Origin of the sequence: Hydrogenophaga sp. OTU3427, from assembly GCF_038440225.1 — a bacterium.
In the GTDB taxonomy this organism is placed as follows: domain Bacteria; phylum Pseudomonadota; class Gammaproteobacteria; order Burkholderiales; family Burkholderiaceae_C; genus Hydrogenophaga.
Window position 1 is genome coordinate 1 of sequence record NZ_JASATI010000022.1, and the last position, 24174, is coordinate 24174.

Here is a 24174-nt window from a genome sequence, read left to right on the forward strand (position 1 = left end):
GGGGGGGGTTTTGTTTAAAATCCCCCGCACGCTAAAAAGCCCACCACCCCGCCGGGCGTTTTTGCCGCCCGCTGCTGTCATTCGCCGAGCTGAACCGGCACGTGGTGCCGCAGTTCGGTTTGGCGGTTGTTGGCGTCGACAAACACCAGTTGCGGCGAATGGGCGGCCACGTGTTCTTCATGCACCTGCGCAAACGCAGCAATGATGATCAAGTCGCCGGCAGAGGCGCGTCGGGCCGCCGAGCCGTTCACAGAGATCATGCCGGTTCCACGTTCACCGCGAATGGCGTAGGTGATGAAGCGCTCACTGTTGTTGATGTTCCAGATGTGAATCTGTTCGTTTTCGGCGATGTTGGCCGCATCCAGCAAGTCTTCGTCGATCGCGCACGATCCTTCGTAGTGCAACTCGCACTGGGTGACAGCGACGCGGTGAATCTTCGACTTGAGCAGTGTGCGAAACATGAGGAGCTCCAAAAATGGCTGGGGCGATTTTGCCTGACTCTCTCAGGCACTCATCTGACAACCGCTTCGCACCGTCGCCGCCTTCAACAATCTCGGCTGACGTGCCCAACACCCACCGGGAGCCCCCCCGCGCGCACCTCATCGCCGCGCCGTCCCCGGTAAGCTGAGAAACAGCTATCGCACAGGAAGGCCTTGGCGGCTTCCTTACCAGAAAAAACATGGAAATCTAAGACCACACACGTCATCTATGCACACTTTGAGGTGGCCCCACGTCACTCCGCTGTCCAGCCAAGATCGCCACAGAAAAACCTGTCATACACGCGTAAGTCATTGATTTCATTTGAAGCGACTGGGCTGCGGAAAACTTGGGCAGTCTGTTCAAAGCGTTGATTTATGGGCCTTGGCGAAGGGTGCGTGAAACTTACCAACAAAGTTATCCACAGAAGTTTTGGGCAACTTAAAAAAGTGCTGGTGAATCAACGGCTTACCTCGTGTTTCATCGAAGACACATGAATTCCTGTGAGCCATGGTGCACTTCTTGGACACCTCATGTCCCCACGTCCGTCGAAAAACCTGTGGGCCCGGACTCCACAGACAAGGCCGGCACCATCACAACCCGATTCCGTCCTGACGCCTTGGCGCGGTACAGTGCCTGGTCGGCTTCATGCACAAGGCTGTCCGCGTCCAAGTGCTTGAGCGCCTTGAATTGGGCCCCACCGATGCTCACAGAGATGCTTGTGGGCAGCTTGCAGCGCTGAAGGCAGTCGATCTCGTGAACCGCCTGGCGCAGGCGTTCTGCGGTGTGGGCCGCAGCAGCAGCCGTGGAATACGGCAGCAAGATCAAAAACTCCTCACCGCCAAGGCGCCCCGCCAGATCTTGCGCACGCAGCTGGCCCTGAACGGCAGATGCAATCTCGCGCAAAACCCGGTCACCACCCGCATGACCGAATTTGTCGTTGAGACCTTTGAAATGGTCCACATCCAGCATCAGAACGCTCAACGGCGCCTGGTTGCGCCGTGCCACCGCCAACTGCTGATTCAGTGCTTCAAGAATGGCGCGTCGGTTGTGCAGTTGGGTGAGCTCATCGCGCATGGCGAGGCGCACGTTGAGCGAATCCGCACGCTCCTTCGTCATGAACACAAAGCCCACCGTCAAGAAAATAAGCACCACCATGCCCAACACGTGTGTCACTGTCTGGATGGGATTGGAATGGTTCACAGCAACACTTTGGTCCAGTCCGACAAAAACGCCCAGCAGCCGCGAAACGAAAATGGCGATCGCGATGAGCATGCCGACAATCACCAGGTATTTCCCACGCCCGACGGTTTCAGTGAGACGTTGAACGACGATCGTCACCAGCAACGTCGACTGTGAGCCCAACAGGACCGCCATGGTGATCAAACGAACCGTTGGGTTGTCAAAAGCGGTGAGCATGGTGGCTGCCGTGGCCACAGGAAGCCAAAACAAGGGCTGCGGCATCTCCCGTTGCTGAAATACCAACATGGCTTGCGTCACCAATGCCAACGCTGCAGACAAGGCGGTGTTGGCCATCACAATCGACAGGAAGTCGCTCACACTCCCGCGCAAGCCAAACAGCACATAGGTCAACGCGTAGAAGCCGAGTCCCGCCGCCCACAGCAACAAGCCCTCCCGCTTTCTCTCGCTCAACGTCACCAGCGTCGCCACCGACACCGCAAGCGCCACGCTGACGGCGACGACCATGAGGTACATCGTGGGGGTGTGCGCGAACATGGGAGCTTCTACATGGCTGGCTTTGCAGTGCACCTATGGTAGCGCAGCCTCCATCCGCGCGCACAGACATGCGCAATCCCTGGCAAGAACCCGCCCCGCCCACAGTCCTAGGCTGAGGATACGATGCCGAAGACCACGGCGTTGCGGCCGCTGTTCTTGGCCCTGTACAGCGCCGTGTCCGCGGCCTTGATCAGCTGCTCGGCCCCCAATCCCTCACCCGGTTGAAGCACCGCGGCACCGCTGCTGATGCTGACATGACCACCGGTCGACCCCGTCTGATGGGGAATCAACAACCGCGTCACCGCCAAGCGGGCCGCCTCGGCCATGTGCCTTGCACCCACGCCATCGGTGTCCGGCAGGACGATGGCGAACTCCTCGCCACCATAGCGAGCCACCAAATCGGCAGGCCTCTGGCAGCTAGCGGCCAAGGCATCGGCAATACGGCGCAGGCATTCGTCTCCAGCCTGGTGCCCATACCTGTCGTTGTAGTCCTTGAAATGGTCAACATCGATGAACACCAGTGACAGCGGTCGTCTGTGCCGTGTCGCCACCGCCAACTGTTCTTGCAGGTATTGGTCAAAAGCGCGACGATTGGCCAAGTCGGTGAGTCCATCTTGCATGGAAATGGCCCACAAGGTGTCGTTCGCCGCCTTCAGCTCCGCTGAAATGTCGATCAGCCGAGCATAGTGACGTGCGTTTTCGCTGAGCAACACGATCAAGAGAAAACACGCAGCCAGCAAGCCGTAGATCCGCCCCATATACCAACCGAGGTCGTAGCGCCCGGTGTTCAGCACCGCGGCGAGTGCGAGGTCGAACAACCACACGCACATCACCACCTGCAGCCAGACGTCCAGCACGCTGTGCGGTCGCTTGCGCCACAGCATCCACAGTGCCGCCAGGCTCAACAACCAAATGCCGGCCAACAGCAGCTTGCCGGTGCGTGTCGTGCGATGCCCGTCCAGCATCGCTGGCAGGAAATCGTGCCCCACGGTGGCAAATGCAGTCCAACCCACCACGGCCAACAAGACAAGCGTCATGGTGGACAGGATGGCGTAGCGCGAAAGGCCCAGCTTGATGGCTCGGGTCGCAGACACGCCGGGGGGCAGGTCCGTGAGCATGGCGTAGGCCATGACGAGCATCGGAAAACCGGCGTGCCAGAACATGTACATGGCCGACGACGTCTGAGGACCAGAGCCCAGGAGCCCCGCAGGCGCGAAAAGGCCAGGGAAGATCAATGCATAGGCTGACGTGATCGCTGCCGTGAAAAGATAGGCCCCCGCAAGCACCAGAAGCCCGAGGGATCTCAATGCCCGAAACTGCCCAAACAGCAGCACGGCGGTGATCAGATCACAGATCACCAGTGCTGTGACATAGATGGGGATGAAGGCGGAAAACGGTGCAAGCGGCGTCCGAGCGTTGGGCAGGGCAACCAGAAAGAAAACCGCCGACACCAACACGGTGGCGCGGGCAAAGTGAATCTCACGACGCCCCGCTGGCTCATTGGAGAAATCCCCCAGCGACTTGTGCGCTTTGGTCGTCTTCATGGTTCGCCAGCGAGACGCGCCTCCAAGCAATGGCGACCCAGTCTACGCCTAGGCTAGGGGTTTGCCAAAGAGTCATTGGCGCATTGAACAGCGACCCGCGCATCCCTGATATTTCTGAACACAGCACGTTTCACCCGTGCACATTCCGCTTGCACGAATCGCCAGCCGGCGCGGCCACTTCTGATGTCAAGGCAAGTAAGGTGCGACGGCGGTGTTGAATGCTGCACTGCGTTGAACATTGGGAAAATGCCCAACCTGAGCCATGCAAACCAAGGCTGCCTCCGGGCAGTTCCGTGCCAGTTGCTGAAAGTGTTCCGGAATGTCTTCATCCAGCTCACCGGTCAAGAGCAAGGTCCTATGCTGCAACGCCTTCAAATGGGCCGATAAGTCGTAATGTCCCATGGCCTCGGCACAGGCCACATAGGCGGCCGTTGGCGTGTTCAACAACATCTCGTGCACCGATGTTGCAGCGGCACGTTCCACGTCCGACAATCCCGCAGGGAACCAGCGCGCCACCATGGTGCTGGCAACTTGCGCCATGCCATCGCGTCTCACCGAACGCGATCTCTCGAGAATTTCATCGCTGGACTGCGGCGTGCGGACCAGCCTCGCACCACAGAGGACAAGGTGCGTCACGCGGTCCGGCGCCATGGCGGTGGCCTGCAGCGCTGTGACTGCCCCCATCGATGTGCCCACCAGCGCGACGCTCCCAAGCCCCAGACCGTCCAGGGCCCTCCAGACCGCCAGCGCCATGGCCGGGAGTGTCGTGGTTCCCGCTGGCCACATTGGGCTGTGCCCGTGGCCGGGGGCATCGATGCGGATGACACGGTGGCCGACCGAGAAGTGGCTGGCTTGAGCAGCCCACAGGCGGCTGTCGGTTCCCAGAGCATGCAGGAAGACCAGGGACGGTGCACCGCGTGGACCTTCGTCAAAACAGAACAACGGTGGTGGTTCGGCCTTCATTCGACTTGCACACCCATCTTCTTGATGACGGGTCCCCAGTAGGCCGCGTCCTCCTGGATCAGCACCGCCAGATCGCGTGTGCCACCACCCACGGGCAACGAACCCAATTGCCGGAGCTGCTCTTTCACCTTGGGGTCGGCCAAAATGGCCGCGAACGCTTGCCGCAGTCTCTCCACGACCTCCCGTGGTGTTCCCTTCGGTGCGGCGACACCCCACCACGTGCTGGCCTTGATCTGGCCCAACCCCAACTCCCTGAGTGTCGGCACCTGCGGAAATTCGCTCAAACGGTCCGATGACCCCACGGCGATGGCCCGAAGCTTGCCGGCCTTGACGTGCTGCAAACCGACACCCGCGCCAGCGAGAATCAGCTGAATCTCGTTGGCAAGCAAGGCCGCGACGGTCGATGGCGAGCCGCGGTAGGGCACATGCAACAAGCCCCAGCCCGCCGCCTGATTGATCAGCTCGGCCGCCAGGTGGGGCGGGGTGCCGGTTCCCGGAGAACCATAGGCCATCCTGCCACCGCTGGCCTTGGCCGCCGCCGTGAACTCCTCGTAGTTCTTGGCGACCAGCTGGGCGTTGATGAACAACACCGCCGGCACATCCACCAAGGCGATCACGGGCTCGAACGCGAGCAGGGGATCAAACCCGAGATCCTTGTAGAGGAACTGGTTGGCGGCGAAGTTGTTGGCCGCACCCAGCAACAGGGTGTAGCCATCGGGCTTGGCCTGCGTCACCTGGCTGGCGGCAATGTTGCCGCCGGCACCGGATCGGTTCTCGATCACCACCGGCTGGCCCAGGCGAGCACGCAAGCCGTCGCTCATCAGCCGCAGCACGTTGTCGCCCGTGCTGCCCGCGGGGTAGGCCACCACGATCTTGATCGGTTTGTCAGGCCATTGCGCCAGCGCGGCCGCAGGCGCCATACACGCCGACAGAGCCATCAGCAGGGATACGAACCGTTTGTTCAACATGGCGTGTCCTTTCATAGATCGATCCGCATGAGATCGTGCGCCAAGCGCAGCGGCCCCTCATAGTTCTGGCGGATGTCCTTGACCACGCTCTCCATGAAATCCGGTCCCACCAACTCGATCGGCATGTGGTTCTTCAGGTAACCCTTGAGCACGGGGTTGGTGGTGTCGAAATGTCCGAAATGGGTGGCAACAACTTGTTTGGCGCCGCTTTCGGCCGCCAGCCGGCCCAGCTCCAACGGGCTGGTGTGGTCATTGGTGCCGATCTGGGTCTTCGCACGGAAGGCCAGCGCCTCTTCGGGGAAGGTGCATTCGTGTATCAACAGATCGCAGTTCTTGGAAAACCGCCGCATGGTGTCGCACGGCTTGGTGTCGCCCGAGAACGCCAGCGACTTGCCCAGCGCCTCCACGCGAAAACCGAAACAGTGCAGGATGTCTGCTTCAATGTGGTCAACGTAGTCAGCCCACACCTTCACGACGCCATCGTCGAAGATCAGACCGGGGCCAAACTCGATCACCTCGGGGCGGATCATCTCCATGGTCTCAGCACGCTGTTTGTAGCGAGCACGGGCGGCGATGTCGAGCTTGAACGCGCCGTTCTCCAGCAGGTGATCAATGAAATCCTTGGTGCCCGGTGGCCCGTATATCTTGGGTTTGGTGGTGCGATTGGCCATCCACGACGCGATCAAAAAATAGGCCGAATCCTCCATGTGATCGAAGTGCAGGTGGCTGATGAAAACGTGATTGACGGTGGCCGGGTCCACGTTGGCGCGCACCATCTGGCGCGTGGCGCCATGGCCGATGTCCAGCAGGTAATGCTGATCTCTGGCACTGACCAGGATGGAGGAATGCCCTCGGTCGGGATCAGCCAATGCGGCGCCGGTGCCCAACATGGTGACGCGGACTTGATCGATGTTCATAGATGCCTCTCGGGTGGGTGGAAGTGGACGCAACGGTACGGCTCCACCCATCGGTCAGGCAAGCTAAAGTTTCACACAGTGAAACCATGTTTAATACCGTCATGGACGTTGCAAAGGTCAAGTCGATCGAGAGCCTCAAGCGTGGCCTGGACGTTCTGGCGTTGATCAGCCAGGGTGAGGGTCTCCAGCTGGGAGAGCTGCACACACGCAGCGGCATTCCCAAGGCGTCCTTGCTGCGGATCCTGCGCACCCTGCAGGAAAGTGGCAGGATCCAGCGCCGCGTCGGCGACGGCGCTTACCTGCCTGTTGCCACAGAGAGGCGATCGAAGCAGCACAAACCCGCGCGGGTAGCGCTGGCGGACCTCTTGCCCAAGACACTGGACACCCTGGCGCAGGCCATTCCATGGCCGTCGGATGTCGCGGTATGCCAGGGCCTGAAAATGAGGGTGATCGACAGCAACCGCGCAGCCTATGGTCCACATTGGCGGCGCACGGTCATTGGCGCGGAGGTGGAGATGATCGGCTCCGCGATGGGACGCGCCTACCTCGCGTTCAGCCGTGTCGACGTGCGCCAGAACCTGCTGCAACAGTTGCTTGGACGTGACGGAGCCAAGGCGCGCAAGCGCGACGCGATCCTGGCCGAGCTGGAGAGCACCCGCGCCCGAGGCTATGGCAGCCGCGACGGCCTGTATCCCGGCCCGGACGCCGACCACGGCAAGCAGCTGTCGGCGATCGCGGTGCCCATCTTGGTTGACGGTGTTGCAATGGCGTGCATCAGCTGCGTGTGGTCCGTCGAAGCGGCGTCAAAGGCAGACATTCTGCAACGGTGCCTCACACACCTGGTGAGGCATGCCGCTTTGCTGGGCAAGAGCTTGGAGACGGGCTGAACCAACGGGGGACTGGACACCCGATCTGGGTTGTGCGTCTCCTGCACAGCCATTACCTCAAGGTGATGGCATGAGAAATTAATATCATTTTGCCGGTATGGATCGGCGCGACACAATGAACTCATGGCAGGCCGCATGCATGTGCTGCGGCTGACCAAACTTTGTGTTCACGCGCCATCCGTGCGCCCTCTGCTGGAGTGCTTATGCATCGTCGTTCTGTCTTGGCGCTCGCCACCACGCTGGCCGGCATGTCCTTGTCGGTCGGTGCGCTGGCACAGGCCTATCCGTCCAGGCCGCTGCGCATCGTCGTCCCGGCCACCGCAGGCAGCGGCGACGTGTTCGCGCGGGCGATTGCACAACGCTTGCAGGTGGCGTTGGGGCAGCCCGTCATCGTGGAGCAAAAGCCAGGGGCCGGCACCAACATCGGCAACGACCACGTGGCCAAGGCCGCGCCCGATGGTTACACCATGCTCATCAATGGCTTGCCCCTGGTCACGAACAACGCGCTCTACGCCAACCTGCCTTACAACACCGCACGCGACCTGATACCGGTCATCGAAGTGGCCGAGATCGCCAACGTGATCACGGCCCACCCCAGTCTGCCGGCCAATTCGCTCAAGGAACTGGTGGCGATGGCCAAGGCCGAGCCAGGCAAGCTCAACTACGGCACACCTGGCGCCGGCAGCTCGGGCCACCTGTCCGCCGAATTGCTGGCCGTGAAATCAGGGGCCAAGTTCACCCACATTCCCTACCAGGGGAACGCTCAGGCCACCAACGACCACCTCAGTGGCGTGCTGCAGGTGGGCTTCGTCAACCTGCCCGTGGGCCTGCAATTCGTCAAGGCCAATCGACTGAAACCCCTGGCGGTGACCGGTGCCCGGCGCTCGCCCCTGTTGCCCGACGTACCGACGGTGGCCGAGGCCCTGGGCATGCCCGACTACGAACTGTCGGGCTGGTTCGGCATCCTGGTCCCAGCCAAGACACCCCCCGACATCGTGGCGCGACTCAACACCGAGATCGGCAACGTCCTGAAAGACCCGTCCTTTGTCGACGTCGTGAAAGCTGCGGGCGGTGATGTGCTCGGCGGCAGCAGCGCTCAGTTCGATGCCCGCATGAAAAAAGACACAGAGCGGCTGGGCGAGGTGATCCGCGTGTCGGGCGCGAAGGCGCAATAGGGCTCGGGCAACAGCACCACCAACCAGGCCCGCCACCTCGGCGGTGGCGGGCTTTGGCCTGAGTTTCACCCGATCGCAGTTCAGTGGTGACTCAACAGCGTGCCAAACCCCTGCAACTTGTCGGTGATGCCCACGGCGCGCAGGGCGTGCCAGTAGGTCGCCGTGTTGATGGCGATGACCGGCTTGTCCAGAAACAGCTCAGCCGCGGCCGCCATGCGCACCATGGACATGTTCGTGCCCACCTGCACGATGGCATCAACATCATCACCGTCGAGCTGCCGCAGGGCCGCACGTGCCTGGGCGTCGGTGGTGTGCGCGATCTGCACCGGGCTGGGGCGCTGAAGGCACACATCGCGCACGACGGTGAAGCCGCAGTCTTCGTAGAAGCGGCGCACCTGGGCATTGGCCACCGGGAAATAGGGTGACAGGAAGGCAATGCGCTTGACCCGGTATTGGTTGAGCGCGGCCTCGGTGGCGAACGAACCACAGGACACGCCCACACCAGACCGATCCTCCATCATCTTGCGGTAAGCCTCGGCACCCGATCGGCCGTTCCAGAACGTGGTGGCCGACATGCCCATCACCAGGTACTGCACCTCGCAGCTCTTGAGCACATTCGCCGCCGCCAGGGTGTTGTCCTTGATCGCGCCGACCAGGCGCAGAAAGTCGGCGTCGGAATTGACCGCCATGTCGGGGATGACGATGCGGCTGTAATGGTTGGTCACGCCCACGGGGCGCATATCGTCGAAATCGGGTTGCACAACAGTGTTCGTCGACGGGCCGAGCGCCCCGAACTTCATGCGGTAACCAAGGTGGTCCATGGTGGTCAAACTCCTGATTTGGATGTCACTCGATGCTGGCTGCCCGGGCCAGGGCGTCGAACATCGAGGTCTTGTGCAGGTAGGCACGCATGGCCTTGGGATCGGCGGCAATGGCGCGCAACTCGTCGTGGGTCCGACCCCGCACGATCGGATCGCGTTCCTCGATCAGCTTCTTGTTGCGCTGCGTGTCGGCGTTCACGTATTCGATGGCCACCGTGCGGCGCTGGCGTTCGTAACGGTCCAGCAGAGCATCGTTGGCGCCGAGTTGAATCACCTGGATCAGCTTTTCGCAGAGATTGAAAGCGTCTTGTACGCCGCCGTTCATGCCCATGCCGCCCAATGGGTTGTTGATGTGCGCGGCGTCGCCCGCCAGCAGCACCCGCCCGTGGCGAAAGCGCTGCGCGATGCGTTGGTGTACTTTGTAGAGCGTGCGGTGCACCACCTTGTAGGGCTGATGCCGAGGTTGCAGCTGCTGCAAGCGCTGTTCGATCGAAGTATCGGTCATCACCGACTCATCGGTCTCCTCGGGACGGGTCGGAAACAGCACGCGCCACAGCGTGGGCACCCGCAGCAGCACACACCACTCGTCGGGGTCCGACACGTAGTTCACATACGACAGGCGGGGCAAGTGGTCGGCAAACTCGAAATCGGTCGAAACGACCAGGAAACGCTCGGGGTAGGTGAAGCCATCGAAGGCGATGCCGCTGTGCTGGCGCACCGCGCTCCAGGCACCGTCGGCACCCACCAAGTAGTCGCCACGCAGCGTCTTGACCTCGCCCTGCGCCTGCACGCGCACGCTCACCGCGTCGGCCGTCTGGGTCACCTGGTCCACGGTGCTGCCGAACAACACCTCGGCATGGGGCAGCGCCAGCAGCCTTTCGAGGAGCAGGCGCGACAGTTTCCACTGTTCGCACTGGAGGCGATAGGGGTGGCGGGTGTCGTTGCGCAGGACATCCATGTCGAACTCGGCCACCAGCCCCGTCTGGCGGTCGCGCTGCTGGGTGTGGCGCGCCACGAGGCCTTGCGCGATCAACTGCTGCGTCAGGCCCTCGAACTGCTCCAGCATGTCCAGCGTGGGCGGATGGAAGGTGGATGCGCGCAGGTCTTCGGCAAGGCCCGCGTTGCGTTCAAGCACGGTGACCGCGATACCGGCGCGCGCCAGGGCCAAGGCGCTGACCAGGCCAACCGGGCCGGCGCCCGCAATGAGTACGTGGGGTGTTGTCATGGGTGGTGAAAGCGTACGGAGTCTGGGAAAGACCCCATGATGTCCCAGCGGACCGCTGGCTTCAAGCACGGCCCGGAGCCGGTATATGCCAAACGGTATGGCACCATGCGACCATCTGAAATCCACAGAGAACTTGTCCGTCAACCAGGCCCCTCGGAACCGGTCAACCGGGAACGTTGGGGCACCCGACCCACCCAGGCGCGAAAAAACACGGTTCATTGGCGAATGACCATGCCAAAACAATGCAAAGATTGAGGCTGGGTTCACGATCGGCCTTCGCCAGCCAGGAGGCCGTCCAGACGCCGGCCTTCCGCAGCCATCCCCAGACGGCTTGCGCACAAGCGTTGGCGTTGAGACGGCCATTCCCGGATAGCCCCACCTGTTTTGCAGCATGACCATCACCAGAGACACCTATTCCCGGCTGACGGCGCTCCTCGTGGACGACCACGCCATCCAGCGGCAGCAGCTGCGGTGGCATCTCGCCCAATTGGGCATCGACCGGATCGATCAGGCCGGGACCGCACAGGAGGCCTTGAACCAGATCACGCGCCGCAGCTACGACCTGGTGCTGTGCGACTACAACCTGGACACCAATGCGCGGGGCATCGTGAGCAATGGACAGCAGTTGCTGGAACACATCCGCACCCTGGGCGTGATGGGACCCAACACCATCTTTGTCATGGTGTCGGGCAACAACAACTACAAGGACATCGCCGCGACCGTCGAGCAGAAGCCCGATGCCTACCTGGTCAAGCCCATCACAACCAAGGCGCTGGAGGAACGGCTGCAACGGCTCATTGAGCGCCAGATGGCCCTGTCGGCCATCACGTCCCGGCAGCGCGCTGGCGATCACAACGGTGCCGTCGCGGCGGCAGGCCAGGTGATGGCGGCACACCCCGAATACACGCTGCCCGCCATGCAGATGAAAGGCGGCAGCCAACTGGAGCTGGCGGCATTTGACGACGCATTGGTGACCTTCGAACAAGCCATTGCCATCAGCGCCAAGTTGGACTGGGCGCAATACGGCAAGGCCCGCGCACTCAAGGGGCTCAGGCGCACGGACGACGCCCGCCTCGTGCTCAAGGAGCTGGTGGCGCGCAACAGCCTCTACACCTCGGCGTATGAAATGCTGGCAGCGATGGCGGAAGAAGAGGGCAACGATGCGGAAGCGATGGCGGTCCTGCAGCGATCCATCGACGAGTTGCCCAGCCCACGCCGTTCGCGCGCGCTGGCCGACGCGGCCTACCGCGCCGGGGACGTGACCACCGCCCGCCGCCACTACGAGACCGTGATGAAGGCCACCAAGGGCACCTTTGTCGCCCGCGGGTCCGACGTCTTGATGCTCGCCCAATCGGCCGTCGACCTGGGCGACCACAAGGAAGCCTTGAAGCTGGTTCAGGACAACATGAAGATGCTGGGCCAGGACGCCGCGATGGAAGGTGTGGCCTTCTCGCTGCAAGCCCAGGCCTACAGCGCCACCGGCGACATGGCATCGGCCAAACAGGCGGCAGCAAGCGCCAAGACACGGGCCTTCAGCCCGACCACCAGCCTCAATACCATGCTGATGGCCAAGGGCCTGCTGGCGGTGGGGGACAGCAGCGGCCTCGACGTGCTGAAAGAGGTGGTCAAGGGCGACCACGAAAACGCCAAGATGCTGAACTTCGCCCGCAAGGTGCTCAAGGACACAGGAAATGAAGCCCAGACCGACGCCATCGTGGACGCGGTGGCCAGCACCGTGCGCACGACCATCGAAGAATCACAAAAGCTGCGTCGCTCGGGTGACTTCATGCAGGCCAAGCACATGGTCGACCGGGCCTTGACCGAAATGCCGCACAACACCGGCGTCCTGATCGAGGCCGCGCAGGTCTATCTGCTCGCGCTCGCGCGCCAGGAACGCAAGGACAGCCAGATGGTGGGTGCGGTGAGCGGATTCCTGGACAAGCTTGAAGAGCTCCTGCCAGGAAGCGACCGCGTGACGGCGCAACGTGCCTATTTCCGCCGGGTCCTGAGCTCGGCCAAGCCATAAGGGAGACCGCGAGCGTGCGCCAAGATCTGTTTGCTGCGGTCGCCCACGATCTCAAGAACGAGCTCGGCTGGCTGGAGAGTGCGCTGGAGCGCTCCTTGACCGAGCCGCCGTCAGCCCATGTCGAGCTCCAGCAGATGCACCAGCAATGTGTCAGGCTGCGCCGCCGCCTGGTGGAATTCCTGACCCTCTACGGACACGAAAAGGGCAGCGTCCAGGCCCTGGCCGAGGCCTGCGCGTTGAAGGGCTTCCTGCAGGAGGTCGCGGCCGAGTCAGGACATGGAAAAACCACTGTGGCGCTGGCGGCCGCACCCGCTTTCTGGGTGCTGGATGAGCGGCTGGTGAGTCTGGCCCTCGGCGCGGCGCTGGACAACGCCAGCAAATTCGCCCGCGACGAGGTGCGCCTGGGCGCGCAGCTGCGTGACGGTCACCTGGTGCTGTTTGTCGAAGACGATGGACCGGGCCTGGGTTCGGGCGAAACACCCGAGGGCACCGGCCTGGGCACGGAAGTGGCGCGCATGGTGGCGGCGGCACACGCCGGCCCTGGCCAGCAGGGTGACGTGCGTCTGTTCAACCGCCTCGAAGGGGGTTGCCGCTTCGAGCTGGTGTTGCCGCCCTGACCGCATCGGGGGGCGACCGTTTGCCGGTCAACGCCGCGAGGGCTTCTTCCTCGTCGTCCGCGAGGCCGGCTTGTTGGGCTCGGTCGACGCAAAACCGCCCGCGACCTCCAACAGCAAGGAGCGGATCCAGAGAATTGCCGGGTCGCGGTCCTGGTACTTGTGCCACTGCAGCCGCTCCACGAACCTTGGGATGGCCACGGGACAAGCCACGACACACAAGGCGTGGCGCTGCGCCATCTGCCGCGCCAGACGGGTGGGCAGGGTGGCCACCCGCTGGGTCCCCGACAGCAGTTCCGGCACCAGGGTGAAGTTGGGCGCGATGACTTCCTGCCGGCGCTCGCGCCGGGAAATCGACAGCAACCGGGCGTCGTAGGTCAGCCGGCGGCCACCGCCCCACTCCACGCCCACGTGGGCTGCAGCGAAATACTGGTCCACCGACATCACCCCATCCGCCAGCGGATGATCCCGGGACAACACGCACGAGAAACCGTCCTCGAACAAGGGCTCGAACGGGTGGCCGGGCACGGTCGCGAACTCGGGGGCGATGAGCAGCTCCACCTCGCCGCTGTCGAGGTGTTCGGGCGTCTGGGGGCTGATGGCGCGAAGGTCGAACTGCATCAGTGGCGCCAGCGTTTCAGCCCGGCGCACCACCTCGGACAACAGCACGCTGATGACGTAGTCCGACGACTCGATCGTCACCCGTCGCGACGACGATGCCGGGTCAAAACTGGGCTGGATGCGGGTGATGGTCTGGATCTGCAACAACACATCGCGCACCGGCTTGACCAGTTCCTGCGCCAGCGGGGTCGGCACATAGGTCTTGCCCACCTGCACCAGCAGCTCGTCCGCGAAATAGTCGCGCAGCCGCCCCAGCGCCAGGCTGGTGGCCGGTTGGCTCAGGAACAGCTTCTCGGCACTGCGACTCACGCTGCGCGTGGACAGCAACGCATCGAGAGCGACCAACAGGTTGAGATCCAGTTTGTTGAAGCGCATGGCTCTTTGGTATTTACCGTGCAAATGTACCGAATTTAAACAATGAATTTGCCATATGTCACGCGGGATTCGATCATTCGCCTCAAGCAAAGCCCGCCAGCCGGCGCAGGCACAGATCGGAGACAAGACATGGAATGGGACGTTGTTGTTGTGGGCGCGGGCCCTTCGGGCCTGGTGATGGCTGCGGAGCTGGCCGCCGCCGGGGTTCGAACCCTGATCATTGAACGCCGGACCGCGGGCGTGCAGTCGCGGGCCGGCACGCTGCTGCCCAGGGTGCTCGAACTCTTCGACGCCCGTGGCATCGCCGACCGCTTCATCCGCAAGACGCGGGAGATCGTGGACTACCCGTTTCGCGCCTCCCACATCTGGGCGGGCTTTCATCCTATCGAATGGCGGCACCTGGAAACACGCTTCGGCTTCACACTCGGCCTGCCGCAGAACATGACCGAAGAGCTCCTGCGTGACTGGGCGCTGGAATGTGGTGCCCAGATCCGCTGGGGCTGGGAGCTGCAGACCCTCAGCCAGGACGCGCAAGGTGTCGCCCTGGAAGTGATCGACGCGTCCGGCCAGCGTGTGACGCTGAAGTCCCGCTACCTGGTGGGCGCGGACGGCGGGCGCAGCGTCGTGCGCACCCAGCTCAACATGCCGTTCGAAGGCCGTCCAGGCAGCTTCAGGGGCATCGTGATCGACGCCGAGCTCCAGGCGCCGTGGCCGGGCGGGCGCATCAACGTCGACAACGAGATGGGCTGGGTCCGAGGCTATGCCTTTGGCAAAGGGGTGACCCGCTTCAACATCGTGCACCGGGATCGCAGGCATGCGCCGAAAGAAGAACCGGTGACCCTGGAGGAAGCGCTGCAATGCATCCGCGACGTGCACGGCACCGACTACGGCATCCAAGGCTTCCGCTGGGCCTCCCGCTTCGACGATCAGATGCGCGCTGTGCCCAAGTTGCGCGAGCGGCGGGTGTTCCTGGTCGGGGAGTCGGCGCGCATCCACTACCCGGCCAGCGGCGTGGGCATGAATTTCTGCCTGCAGGATGCCTTCAACCTGGGTTGGAAGCTGGCCAACGTGGTGAACGGCCTGGCCACCGATGCCAGCCTGGACACCTACGAGGCGGAGCGCCTGCCGGTGATGCGCGAGCTGCTGGACAGCGTCCTGGCGCAATGCACGATCCAGTTCAACTTCGACTCGGCCGGTGTCGCGCTCAAACGGCGGATGGCGTCGGATCTCATCCCGCTGCCGGATGTGCAGCGCAAGCTGGTGCTGGAACTGTGCGGCCTGAGCACCCCCTACCCGAAAGCGGCTGGCGACCACGCGCTGGTGGGGCTGCGTGTGCCGGACTTTGACATGCTGACGCTGGACGGCCAATCGGTGCGTGTGTTTGAGTTGCTGCGTCAGCGGCGCTTCGTGCTGCTCGACCTCGACGGCGGTGGAACGTCCTTCAACCAACTCGATGGGCTGGAGCTGCCCATCACCACCCTGCGTGTCGCGGTCGCCCGACGGCCCCAGGCGCTCCTGGGCGTGAAGGGCTTGCTGGTGCGCCCCGATGGCTACGTCGCATGGGCCAGCGACCAGGCCGACGCCGCGCACGAGGCCGTGGCACGGCTGCAGCCGTGGTTCACACGGTGACGCCATGAGCGAACAGATGCAACTCCTCAAGGGCGGCTGGGTCCTGAGCATGGACCCGGCCATCGGCGATCTGCGCCAAGGCGACGTGTTGATCGCTGGCGAACGCATCCTGGCCGTGGACGCGCACATCGACGCCCCGGATGCCCACACCATGGACGCACGCGACCTGATCGTGCTGCCGGGTTTTGTCGACACCCACCGCCACACCTGGCAGACCTGTGTGCGGCACCGCTACGCGGACATCGACCCCCAGATCTATTTCGCCGAGATGTTGGGGCGCAAGGGTGCCGCCTACCGGCCCCATGATGTGTACGTCGGCACCCTCCTGGGTGCGGTCTCCGCCCTGGACAGCGGCATCACGACGATGCTCGATTGGTCGCATGTGCAAAACAGCCCGGAACACGCCGACGCCGCCATCCTTGGGCTGCGGGATGCAGGCATCCGGGGCGTGTTCGCCCATGGCTGGCCGCTGCGGGACGCCGCGGCCTGGATGTTCGACAGCCAGTTGGAACACCCTCAAGACATCCGACGGCTGCGCACGCAGTATTTTTCTTCTGACGATCAACTGCTGACCTTGGCCATGGCCGCGCGTGGCCCCGAAATGGCCACGCGAGACGTCTGGATGGCGGATCTGCGGCTGGCGCGTGAACTGGGCTTGCGCTCGTCCATTCACATGGGCGCCTATGCCCGCAACGGCTCGGTGCGCGCCATCGCCCAGATGCAGGAAGCCGGCGTGTTGGGTGAAGACCTGACCTTTGTCCACTGCTGCCACTGCGGCACCGACGAAATCGCCATGATGGCCGACGCCGGTGTCAGCGCCTCGCTGGGCGTGCACTGCGAACTGAACGCGCAGGGCATCGGCGACATCCCGTTTGACCGCCTGCTCGCGGCGGGCATCCGGCCCAGCCTCAGCGGCGACACCGAGACGAAATGCGCCGGAGACATGTTCACCCAGATGCGCCACGCGTTTGCCTATTACCGGTCCTGGATGGGGGGCGGCCATTCCCACGTCAAGAATGCACCGGCCACCCTGTCCATGCGCGACGTGTTGGAATTCGCTACGCTGGCCGGTGCCCGCGCCACGGGTCTGGCGCACAAGGTGGGCTCGCTGACACCGGGCAAACAGGCGGACATCGTGATGCTGCGCACCCAGGACCTGAACCTCACGCCCGTGTCGGACGCCGTTGGCGCGGTGGTGCTGGCGGCCCATCCGGGCAATGTGGACACCGTCTTCGTGGCAGGGAAGGCCGTCAAGCGCGGAGGGGCGATGGTGAACCTCGATATCGATCGTCTCCGGAGCCAGGCCATGGCATCGCAGGCCTACGTGTTGGAGTTGCCATGAGCGGCGCGCCGATGAACTGTCCACTGGACCCGCAGCTCGCCGCCGTGGTGGCCGCCATGCGCGCGAACCACGCGCCGCCCCCCTTCTCGGGCACGGCGACCGAGGCGCGGGCCCGCATGGCACGCGCGGTCGGCCACGCGCGGGAGCGGTTTCCATTGATTGCCGTGGCCTCGGTGGAAGACGCCATCGCCGAACACGGGGGCCAACGCGTGCCTGTGCGGATCTACCGTCCCCACCACACTCAGGGCACCCTGCCCACTGTGTTGTTTTTCCATGGCGGTGGCTTCGTGCTGGGCAGTGTGGAGCTGATGGACGACATCGCACGCAAGCTGTGCCGCGATCTCGCGGCGGTGCTGGTCTCGGTCGACTACCGGCTGGCACCGGAACACCCCTTCCCCGCGGCCCACGACGATGCCCTGGTCGCCACCCATTGGGCCATCCGCAACGTCGCCGCGCTGGGCGGCGATGCGCATCGCATCGCCATCGCCGGCGAAAGCGCGGGCGGCAACCTGGCGGCATGCACCGTGCTGGCCTTGCACGAGCAGGGCATGCACCTGGCCGCCCAGCTGCTGGTCGTGCCGGGGGTGGACATGGCCCGCGACACGGCGCGCATCGAAGCGAACGGCCGCGACTACCCCATGCTCACGCCCGCCGACCTGCGCGACATCGCACGGCTCTACATGGGCGACGCCACCGAGGCCGCGGCGGCGTGCCCACCATCGCCCCTGCATGCGCCTCGGCTGCGGGGCCTGCCCCCCACGGTCATCGCGCTGGCGGGCCACGACCCGCTGCATCAGGAGGGCCTGGCCTATGCACGAAGACTGGAAGCGGCGGACGTACCCGTGACGCTGCTGCGCTTCGACGACATGTTCCACCCCTTCTTTGGCTTCTTCGAGCTGTCCCGTGCGGCCGGCTTGGCCAACGATGCGATTTGCCAGACGTTCTCGACCTTGATTCACACCCCCCGCTGTTCGGACAAATCCAGGAGACACACATGAACACACCCCGCTTCCACATCAGCCGCAGGCGAACCCTCGGCGCACTCGCCGCCAGCTTGGCGTGCACGGCCCTACCAGCCCTCGCCCAGTCGGACTTCCCATCCAAGCCCATCCGTTTTGTCGTGCCCTTTGCCGCCGGCGGCGCGCTGGACTACGTCGCGCGCACCCTGGGTTCGGAGATCACCCGCCAGACCAAGGCCCAGGTGATCGTGGACAACAAGCCAGGCGCATCGGGCATCATTGCGGCGGAAAACGTGAAGACGGCGCCCGCGGACGGGTACACCGTGCTCATCACCAACATGGACTCCCACGTCAACAACGTCGGCCTGTTCAAAACCCTGCCGTACGACCCCATCCGCGACTTCCAGCCACTGGGCATGCTGGCCGCGGCGGCCGCCATCCTGGTGAGCCCGGGCAACGTGCCGGCCAACACGCTTGGTGAGTTCATCGCCTACGCTCGGGCGGAAAAGAACGGCGTCAGCTTCGGCACCTGGGGCCACGGCACCTATTCGCACCTGGCCAGCGCCAGCCTTGGGCGGAGCGCGAAGATTCAGGTCAATGCCATCCCGTACAAGGGCGAGACGCCCGTGCTGCAGGATCTGCTGGGGAACAACCTCAACTCGGCCATGGCCAGTGTGCTGGTGGCCAAGGCGCAGACGGAAAAGGGCAGCCTGAAGGCCTACGCCGTCAATGGCGAGAAGCGCCTGGCCTTGATGCCCAACGTGCCCACCTTCAAGGAGCTGGGCTACAACGATCCGGTGCTCAACCTGCGGCCCTGGTTTGCCGCTTACGCACCGGCCGGCACGCCCAAGCCCGTGGCCGAACGCCTCAATACCCTGTTGCGCAATGCCCTGAACGAGCCCGGTGTCTTCAAGGCCCTGAGCGAAAAAGGTTTCGAGCCCATCGGCAGCGGCACCGCCGAACACCAGAAGGAACTCGCCGTGCAGATCCAGGCCTTCACCCAAGTGATGCGCGACGTCGGCATCAAGCCGGAATGACCCCCATGGAACGGACCGACATGCCAGAGATGGCCCACGCGGCGGCGCCCTGCCGAAGGCACGGCGCCATCGGGGTGCATTCCATCGATCGTTTTGTGTTCTCGGTGCCGGACATCGACCGCGCCGAACACTTCTACCGCGCGTTTGGCCTGGACGTGAAGCGTGTCGGCCAGCGGCTGGAACTGTTCACCTTCGGGCACCCGCACTGCTGGGGTCACGTCCACCAGGACGGCGAACACAAGCGGCTGCAGTACCTGCGCATGGGAGTCTACGCCGAGGACTGGGCCACATTGCTCGCGCGCGTCGACAGCGTTGGCGCTGGCGCGCCCGCCCATCCCAGGGGCGATGGCGACGGACTGTGGGCACGTTGCCCGGACGGGTTGCTGGTTCAGTTGGTGGTCGCGCCCAAGGTCTCGCCCAGCGTGAAGTCGCCGAAGCGGCCCGAGTTGCCCTTACCGCCGGGCGTGGGCGCCGCACCGGCGCGCAGCCAGGTGTCCCCAGTGCGGCCTCGGCACCTGTCGCATGTGCTGCTGTTCACGCCGGACGTTCCGGCGCAGATCGCTTTCATGACCTCGGTGCTGGGCCTGCGCCTGTCGGACCGCTCTGGCGACCTCATCGCCTTCCTGCACGGTGCCCACGGCAGCGACCACCACCTCGTCGCACTGGCCCGGTCGGGTGCGCCCGGCCTGCACCACACCAGCTGGGACGTGGCCAGCGTGGACGAGGTCGGTGGCGGCGGGGAACAGATGCGCGCCGCGGGTTATGCCGATGGCTGGGGCGTGGGACGGCATGTGCTGGGGTCCAACTATTTCCAGTACGTGCGCGACCCCTGGGGCAGCTACGCCGAGTATTCCTTCGACATCGACTTTGTCCCCCACGACGTCGACTGGCAGGCCGGAGACCATGCGCCGGAAGACGCGTTGTATGTCTGGGGCCCAGCCGTTCCCGCCGATTTCACGACCAACTTCGAGCATTCCGCTTGACAAGCACTTTGGAGATTTTCCGATGAGATTCCTTGCATTCCTCGACAAGAACGGCCAACCCGCCCTGGGCGTCCGATTGGGAGACGAGGTGGTGGACGTCACCGCCCTGGGCCAGCCCGCCACACTGGACGAACTGCTGGCCCGGGGCCCACAGGCGCTGCGGTCGGCACATGCTGTGGCCGAGGGTGCCACGGCACGCCTGCCGCTGGCCTCGCTGCGCCTGCTGCCCCCGGTCCGCAACCCGTCCAAGGCATTCGCCATCGGCCTGAACTACGTTGATCACGCAGCGGAAAGCCAGTTCGACCTGCCCAAGCACCCCGTCATCTTCCAACGGTTTCCTTCGTCCTGGGTGGCCCATGGCGAAGCCTTGATCCGCCCCCGCGTGTCCGAGCGCTTCGACTACGAAGCCGAACTGGTGGCGGTCATCGGCAAGGCCGGGAAATACATCCCCAAGGAGCGCGCGCTGGAACACGTGGCCGGCTATTCCGTCTTCAACGACGGCTCCCTGCGTGACTACCAGACACGTTCCGGCCAGTGGCTGTGGGGCAAGAACTTCGACCGCAGCGGCGGCTTTGGTCCCGAGTTCGTGAGCGCGGACGAGTTGCCGCCCGGCGCGGTCGGACTCAACATCCAGTGCCGACTCAACGGTCAGGTGATGCAGAACGCGAACACACGGGACATGATCTTTGACGTCGCCACCCTGGTCAGCGCCTGTTCGGAAGGCATGGAGCTGCAGCCCGGCGACATCATCATCACCGGCACCCCGTCGGGAGTGGGCCTGGCGCGCAACCCCCAGGTCTGGATGAAGCCGGGCGATACCTGCGACATCGAGGTGGAACGGGTCGGCGTGTTGTCCAATCACATTGAGGCGGAGTAGGCCATGGACCGCTTGCCCCCATTGCCAGAGGCGTGCTGGAACGAGGCGCAACGCGGCTATGCGCGGGAAATCATTGACGGCCCACGCGGCGCCCTTCTATCGCCCTTCGTGCCCTTGATGCGCAGTCCGGAGCTGATGGCGCATGCGAGCCGGATGGGGGAGTACCTGCGCTACCGCAGCGCGCTGCCACCGCGCCTGTCCGAACTCGCCATCCTCGTCACCGCACACCAGTGGGGACAGGCGGTCGAGTGGGCCATCCACGCGCCGATCGCCGCCCGCGCCGGCGTGGCGGACAGCACCATCCAGGCGATCGCCGCGGGCATCTCCCCCGAAGGCTTGCCGGCGGACGAGGCCAGTGTCTACGCCTTGTCCATGGAGCTGCACCAACAACACGGGGTCAGCGATCCGACCTGGCAAGCCGCCATCGGCTTGTTGGGCGAGCGGGGGGTGGTCGACCTCATCGGCATCAACGGCTACTACACGTTTCTCTCGATGGTGATGAACGCGGCACGGACACCGGTTCCTGGTATGAAGGCCACCGAGTCTTAGCAATCATGGACGGTGACGACGCCTCTGAAAAATAGGCCCTCCGACCATCGATCCGCCGGCGGTGACGAATGTCGACCTTCAGTGGCGCGGGCCGCGGCATGCGCTCATGCTGATGCGGATGTGTTCCATGCTGCTTGTTCGTTCCAGGGGTGCAGGCGCTGAAGCAGGTCCTCCCCCAAGCCGTCCGCCGACGGGAACAGGCGGTGGGCGCGCTCTTGTTCAAAAAGGCCGGCCGGGGTGTGAACTCGGCACAGGCTCCATCACGATCTGTGCCTTCTTGCCCCAGGTCTGCCTTCTGCTGCTGGCGCAGGCGCCCCAGGCCCAGGCCCATGTGATCATCGAAGTGGGTGTCGGTGTCGACCTGGTCGATCAGCTGCGCGAGCGGCATCTTGACCTCGTCCTGGGCCTGCCGCCGGACTGCGCGAGGCGAGCCCCGCCGCCTTGACCTCGCGCCGGGAGCCGGGCGGACCTCCCGAGGCGGGGGCTACCTGTCCCCAGTGGCCCGCCGGCTGATGGCCATCCTGCGGCAGCAGGTGCCGGCCCTGCTCGCCGGCGGGCTCGACTGTCGGCGCAAGGCTCGGGACGGACAGGTCGGCCGCCCGCCTGACACCTCGTCGACCCGGTCCATCGTCTCTTTCATGGGCGAAACCTTGATTCGATGGGTGTTTACGAGGATTGGCGAAGCCACGGCTGTTCGACTATCGTCGCCCCTGTTTGGGACGTCATGGCGCCTCGCCGCCGCCCAGCACAACAAGCTTTGAGCCTTTGTCCATACAGACGGTGCACAACCACCTGGCAAACACTTCAACTGCGAGACATCGGGTGCGCTTACTTTTCCAACGCCTTGTATCCGCCCCACAAGCCAAGCACACCCGCAACCCCGCCAAGCGTGTCATCCCCATCGCCGTCCTGCCCTTGTTGCTGGCCGCGGTGTTGCCCATCCTCGCGGCCCTCTACCTGGCGGACAGGCAGACCCGCCAGGACGAAATCGCCTACCTTGAAACACTCGCCGACGAAACGCTGCGCCGCGGCATCAACTCGCGCATGCAGCTGGTGCAGGCCCTCGAGGCGATGAAACGGGAGCCGAGCACCCCCTGCTCCCCGGCCAACCTCGAACGCATGCGCCAGATCAGCGCGGTGTCGCTGCACCTGCGGGGCATGGGGGTCATCCAGGATGGCCAGCTGCGCTGCTCCACGTTGTCGGCGTCCCCCCGACCCGAGGCCATCGACGGCAAACGCTTCGTGACGGCAACGGGCATCGAGGCCTGGACCGACGCGCGCCTGCCCTTCGCGCCCGAACAGCCCTTCAACATCTACGCGCGCCATGGGTACGCCACCATCATCCACCCGGAAGTCATCCTCGACATCCCGAGGAAAAGCCCCGACATTGTGATCGGCCTGGTGATCAGCAACCCCAAGACAGTCACCCGGGAACGGGGCAAGGTGCTGCCGGCATGGCTGGAGCGGTACACGCCCCACCAATCCGCCGTCATCGACGATGGCACGCACCTGGTCGTCTTCAAGGCGTCCAAGGAGCACAACATCGCGGGGGTGGCCGCCAGCCTGAAATCCGGCATCCACCGCAGCGTCTGGCGAACGGCGTTGTTCCTGGTACCCATCGGCCTCTTCGGCAGTGCCCTGTTTGGCTACGCCGTGGTCGTGCTGACCCGATGGGGGCTCTCCGTGCCCGCGCAGTTGCGCGAGGCCTTGAAGCGCCACGACATGTACGTCCGTTACCAACCCATTGTCGACATGCGGACCGGCCGCTGGATCGGCGCCGAGGCCTTGCTGCGCTGGCAGAAGCCGGACGGCACCCACGTTCCGCCCGACGAATTCATCGCCAGCGCCGAGAAGGTCGGCCTCATCCAGGACGTGACGCGCTACGTCACCGACATCGTGCTGCGCGACCTGCCCACGCTGCTCAAGATCCAGCCCGGCTTTCACGTCAGCATCAATTTCTCGGCACTTGACATGCAAGAGGGCGGCCCCATCGACTACCTGAGGGAACGGCTCCATCGGCTGCAGATACCGCCTGAAACCCTGATCGTGGAACTGACCGAACGCGGCCTGTTCGACATGGCACAGACGCAGCCCCTGCTCGAGGCGGTCCAGGCCATGGGCGTGCGGGTCGCCATCGACGACTTTGGCACCGGCTATTCCAGCCTGTCCGTGCTGGAGTCGTGCAAGCTGGACATCATCAAGATCGACAAACTGTTCGTGGCCGCCATCGGCACGCAGGCCGCCAACAGCCCGGTCACCACCCACATCATTTCCATGGCGCAGAAACTGGGCATCGAACTGGTGGCCGAAGGCGTGGAAACCCAGGCCCAGGCGGACTTCCTGCGCGACAGCGGCGTGCAGTACGCCCAAGGCTGGCTGTACGCCAGGCCCATGGCCATCGAGGAACTGCGCTTCAAGCTCAGGCCCATGCCCATCTGAGAGCGCAGG

The 24174-nt window shown here is 64.2% G+C and carries 23 protein-coding genes; 14 read left to right on the forward strand and 9 right to left on the reverse strand.

All coding sequences use genetic code 11. The features are described from left to right. Nucleotides 1-77 precede the first annotated feature (77 nt). The 6 genes from panD to AAHB17_RS13825 form a co-directional block, all read right to left on the reverse strand. Nucleotides 78-461, reverse strand: coding sequence for an aspartate 1-decarboxylase (gene panD / locus AAHB17_RS13800; RefSeq protein ID WP_342131200.1), 384 nt, complete (start codon nt 459-461; stop codon nt 78-80). 547 nt (nt 462-1008) lie between these two features. Further along, on the reverse strand, nt 1009-2214 hold the full coding sequence (locus AAHB17_RS13805; RefSeq protein ID WP_342131201.1) for a GGDEF domain-containing protein: 1206 nt from the start codon (nt 2212-2214) through the stop codon (nt 1009-1011). Nucleotides 2215-2321: 107 nt separating this feature from the next. Then, a complete protein-coding gene (locus AAHB17_RS13810) occupies nt 2322-3758 on the reverse strand; it encodes a GGDEF domain-containing protein (protein ID WP_342131202.1) in 1437 nt (478 codons plus the stop codon). Between the two features lie 186 nt (nt 3759-3944). Further along, complete coding sequence (locus tag AAHB17_RS13815) at nt 3945-4721, reverse strand: alpha/beta fold hydrolase (RefSeq protein WP_342131203.1); 777 nt, start codon at nt 4719-4721, stop codon at nt 3945-3947. After that, entirely contained in the window at nt 4718-5704 is a 987-nt protein-coding gene (locus AAHB17_RS13820; protein ID WP_342131204.1) for a Bug family tripartite tricarboxylate transporter substrate binding protein, read from the reverse strand. Before AAHB17_RS13820 ends, AAHB17_RS13815 begins: the two co-directional genes overlap by 4 nt. Further along, nucleotides 5701-6606: an MBL fold metallo-hydrolase gene (locus AAHB17_RS13825; protein WP_342131205.1), complete on the reverse strand. Its 906-nt coding sequence runs from the start codon at nt 6604-6606 to the stop codon at nt 5701-5703. Before AAHB17_RS13825 ends, AAHB17_RS13820 begins: the two co-directional genes overlap by 4 nt. Before the next feature lie 86 nt (nt 6607-6692). On the opposite strand from AAHB17_RS13825, the gene AAHB17_RS13830 reads away from it, so the two are divergent. After that, a complete protein-coding gene (locus AAHB17_RS13830) occupies nt 6693-7493 on the forward strand; it encodes a helix-turn-helix domain-containing protein (protein ID WP_342131206.1) in 801 nt (266 codons plus the stop codon). Between the two features lie 203 nt (nt 7494-7696). Next, a complete protein-coding gene (locus AAHB17_RS13835; RefSeq protein ID WP_342131207.1) occupies nt 7697-8668 on the forward strand; it encodes a Bug family tripartite tricarboxylate transporter substrate binding protein in 972 nt (323 codons plus the stop codon). An 80-nt stretch (nt 8669-8748) separates the two neighbouring features. Here AAHB17_RS13835 and AAHB17_RS13840 read toward each other — a convergent pair whose 3' ends face one another. Both AAHB17_RS13840 and AAHB17_RS13845 read right to left on the reverse strand, forming a co-directional pair. Then, nucleotides 8749-9489, reverse strand: coding sequence for a maleate cis-trans isomerase family protein (locus tag AAHB17_RS13840; protein WP_342131208.1), 741 nt, complete (start codon nt 9487-9489; stop codon nt 8749-8751). Between the two features lie 25 nt (nt 9490-9514). After that, entirely contained in the window at nt 9515-10714 is a 1200-nt protein-coding gene (locus AAHB17_RS13845; protein ID WP_342131209.1) for an FAD-dependent oxidoreductase, read from the reverse strand. Nucleotides 10715-11105: 391 nt separating this feature from the next. Here AAHB17_RS13845 and AAHB17_RS13850 point away from each other — a divergent pair, with 391 nt between their 5' ends. Together AAHB17_RS13850 and AAHB17_RS13855 are read left to right on the forward strand one after the other, a co-directional pair. Beyond that, nucleotides 11106-12740 (forward strand): response regulator, encoded by a 1635-nt coding sequence (locus tag AAHB17_RS13850; protein WP_342131210.1) that lies wholly within the window; start codon nt 11106-11108, stop codon nt 12738-12740. A 14-nt stretch (nt 12741-12754) separates the two neighbouring features. After that, nucleotides 12755-13357, forward strand: coding sequence for a sensor histidine kinase (locus AAHB17_RS13855; protein WP_342131211.1), 603 nt, complete (start codon nt 12755-12757; stop codon nt 13355-13357). A gap of 27 nt (nt 13358-13384) precedes the next feature. On the opposite strand, the gene AAHB17_RS13860 is transcribed toward AAHB17_RS13855, so the two are convergent. Beyond that, complete coding sequence (locus tag AAHB17_RS13860; RefSeq protein WP_342131212.1) at nt 13385-14350, reverse strand: LysR family transcriptional regulator; 966 nt, start codon at nt 14348-14350, stop codon at nt 13385-13387. 129 nt (nt 14351-14479) lie between these two features. Here AAHB17_RS13860 and AAHB17_RS13865 point away from each other — a divergent pair, with 129 nt between their 5' ends. The 10 genes from AAHB17_RS13865 (at nt 14480) to AAHB17_RS13910 (ending at nt 24165) form a co-directional block, all read left to right on the forward strand. Further along, nucleotides 14480-15979 carry an FAD-dependent monooxygenase gene (locus AAHB17_RS13865; protein WP_342131213.1) on the forward strand — a complete coding sequence of 500 codons (1500 nt, stop codon included), beginning with the start codon at nt 14480-14482 and terminating at the stop codon, nt 15977-15979. Between the two features lie 4 nt (nt 15980-15983). Then, the gene (locus tag AAHB17_RS13870) at nt 15984-17321 is read left to right on the forward strand and encodes an amidohydrolase family protein (RefSeq protein WP_342131214.1); all 1338 of its coding nucleotides are present in this window, start codon (nt 15984-15986) and stop codon (nt 17319-17321) included. After that, nucleotides 17318-18319, forward strand: a complete 1002-nt coding sequence (locus AAHB17_RS13875) for an alpha/beta hydrolase (protein WP_342131215.1) — start codon at nt 17318-17320, stop codon at nt 18317-18319. Before AAHB17_RS13870 ends, AAHB17_RS13875 begins: the two co-directional genes overlap by 4 nt. Next, nucleotides 18316-19317 (forward strand): Bug family tripartite tricarboxylate transporter substrate binding protein, encoded by a 1002-nt coding sequence (locus tag AAHB17_RS13880; protein WP_342131216.1) that lies wholly within the window; start codon nt 18316-18318, stop codon nt 19315-19317. Before AAHB17_RS13875 ends, AAHB17_RS13880 begins: the two co-directional genes overlap by 4 nt. A 5-nt stretch (nt 19318-19322) precedes the next feature. Beyond that, nucleotides 19323-20300 (forward strand): VOC family protein, encoded by a 978-nt coding sequence (locus AAHB17_RS13885; protein ID WP_342131217.1) that lies wholly within the window; start codon nt 19323-19325, stop codon nt 20298-20300. Nucleotides 20301-20322: 22 nt separating this feature from the next. Then, entirely contained in the window at nt 20323-21177 is an 855-nt protein-coding gene (locus AAHB17_RS13890) for a fumarylacetoacetate hydrolase family protein (RefSeq protein WP_342131218.1), read from the forward strand. 3 nt (nt 21178-21180) lie between these two features. Continuing rightward, entirely contained in the window at nt 21181-21726 is a 546-nt protein-coding gene (locus tag AAHB17_RS13895; RefSeq protein WP_342131219.1) for a carboxymuconolactone decarboxylase family protein, read from the forward strand. A 277-nt stretch (nt 21727-22003) separates the two neighbouring features. Then, nucleotides 22004-22171 carry a hypothetical protein gene (locus tag AAHB17_RS13900; protein WP_342131220.1) on the forward strand — a complete coding sequence of 56 codons (168 nt, stop codon included), beginning with the start codon at nt 22004-22006 and terminating at the stop codon, nt 22169-22171. 67 nt (nt 22172-22238) lie between these two features. Beyond that, nucleotides 22239-22487 (forward strand): hypothetical protein, encoded by a 249-nt coding sequence (locus AAHB17_RS13905; protein ID WP_342131221.1) that lies wholly within the window; start codon nt 22239-22241, stop codon nt 22485-22487. A gap of 61 nt (nt 22488-22548) precedes the next feature. Next, nucleotides 22549-24165 carry an EAL domain-containing protein gene (locus tag AAHB17_RS13910; protein ID WP_342131222.1) on the forward strand — a complete coding sequence of 539 codons (1617 nt, stop codon included), beginning with the start codon at nt 22549-22551 and terminating at the stop codon, nt 24163-24165. The last annotated feature ends 9 nt before the right edge of the window (nt 24166-24174 follow it).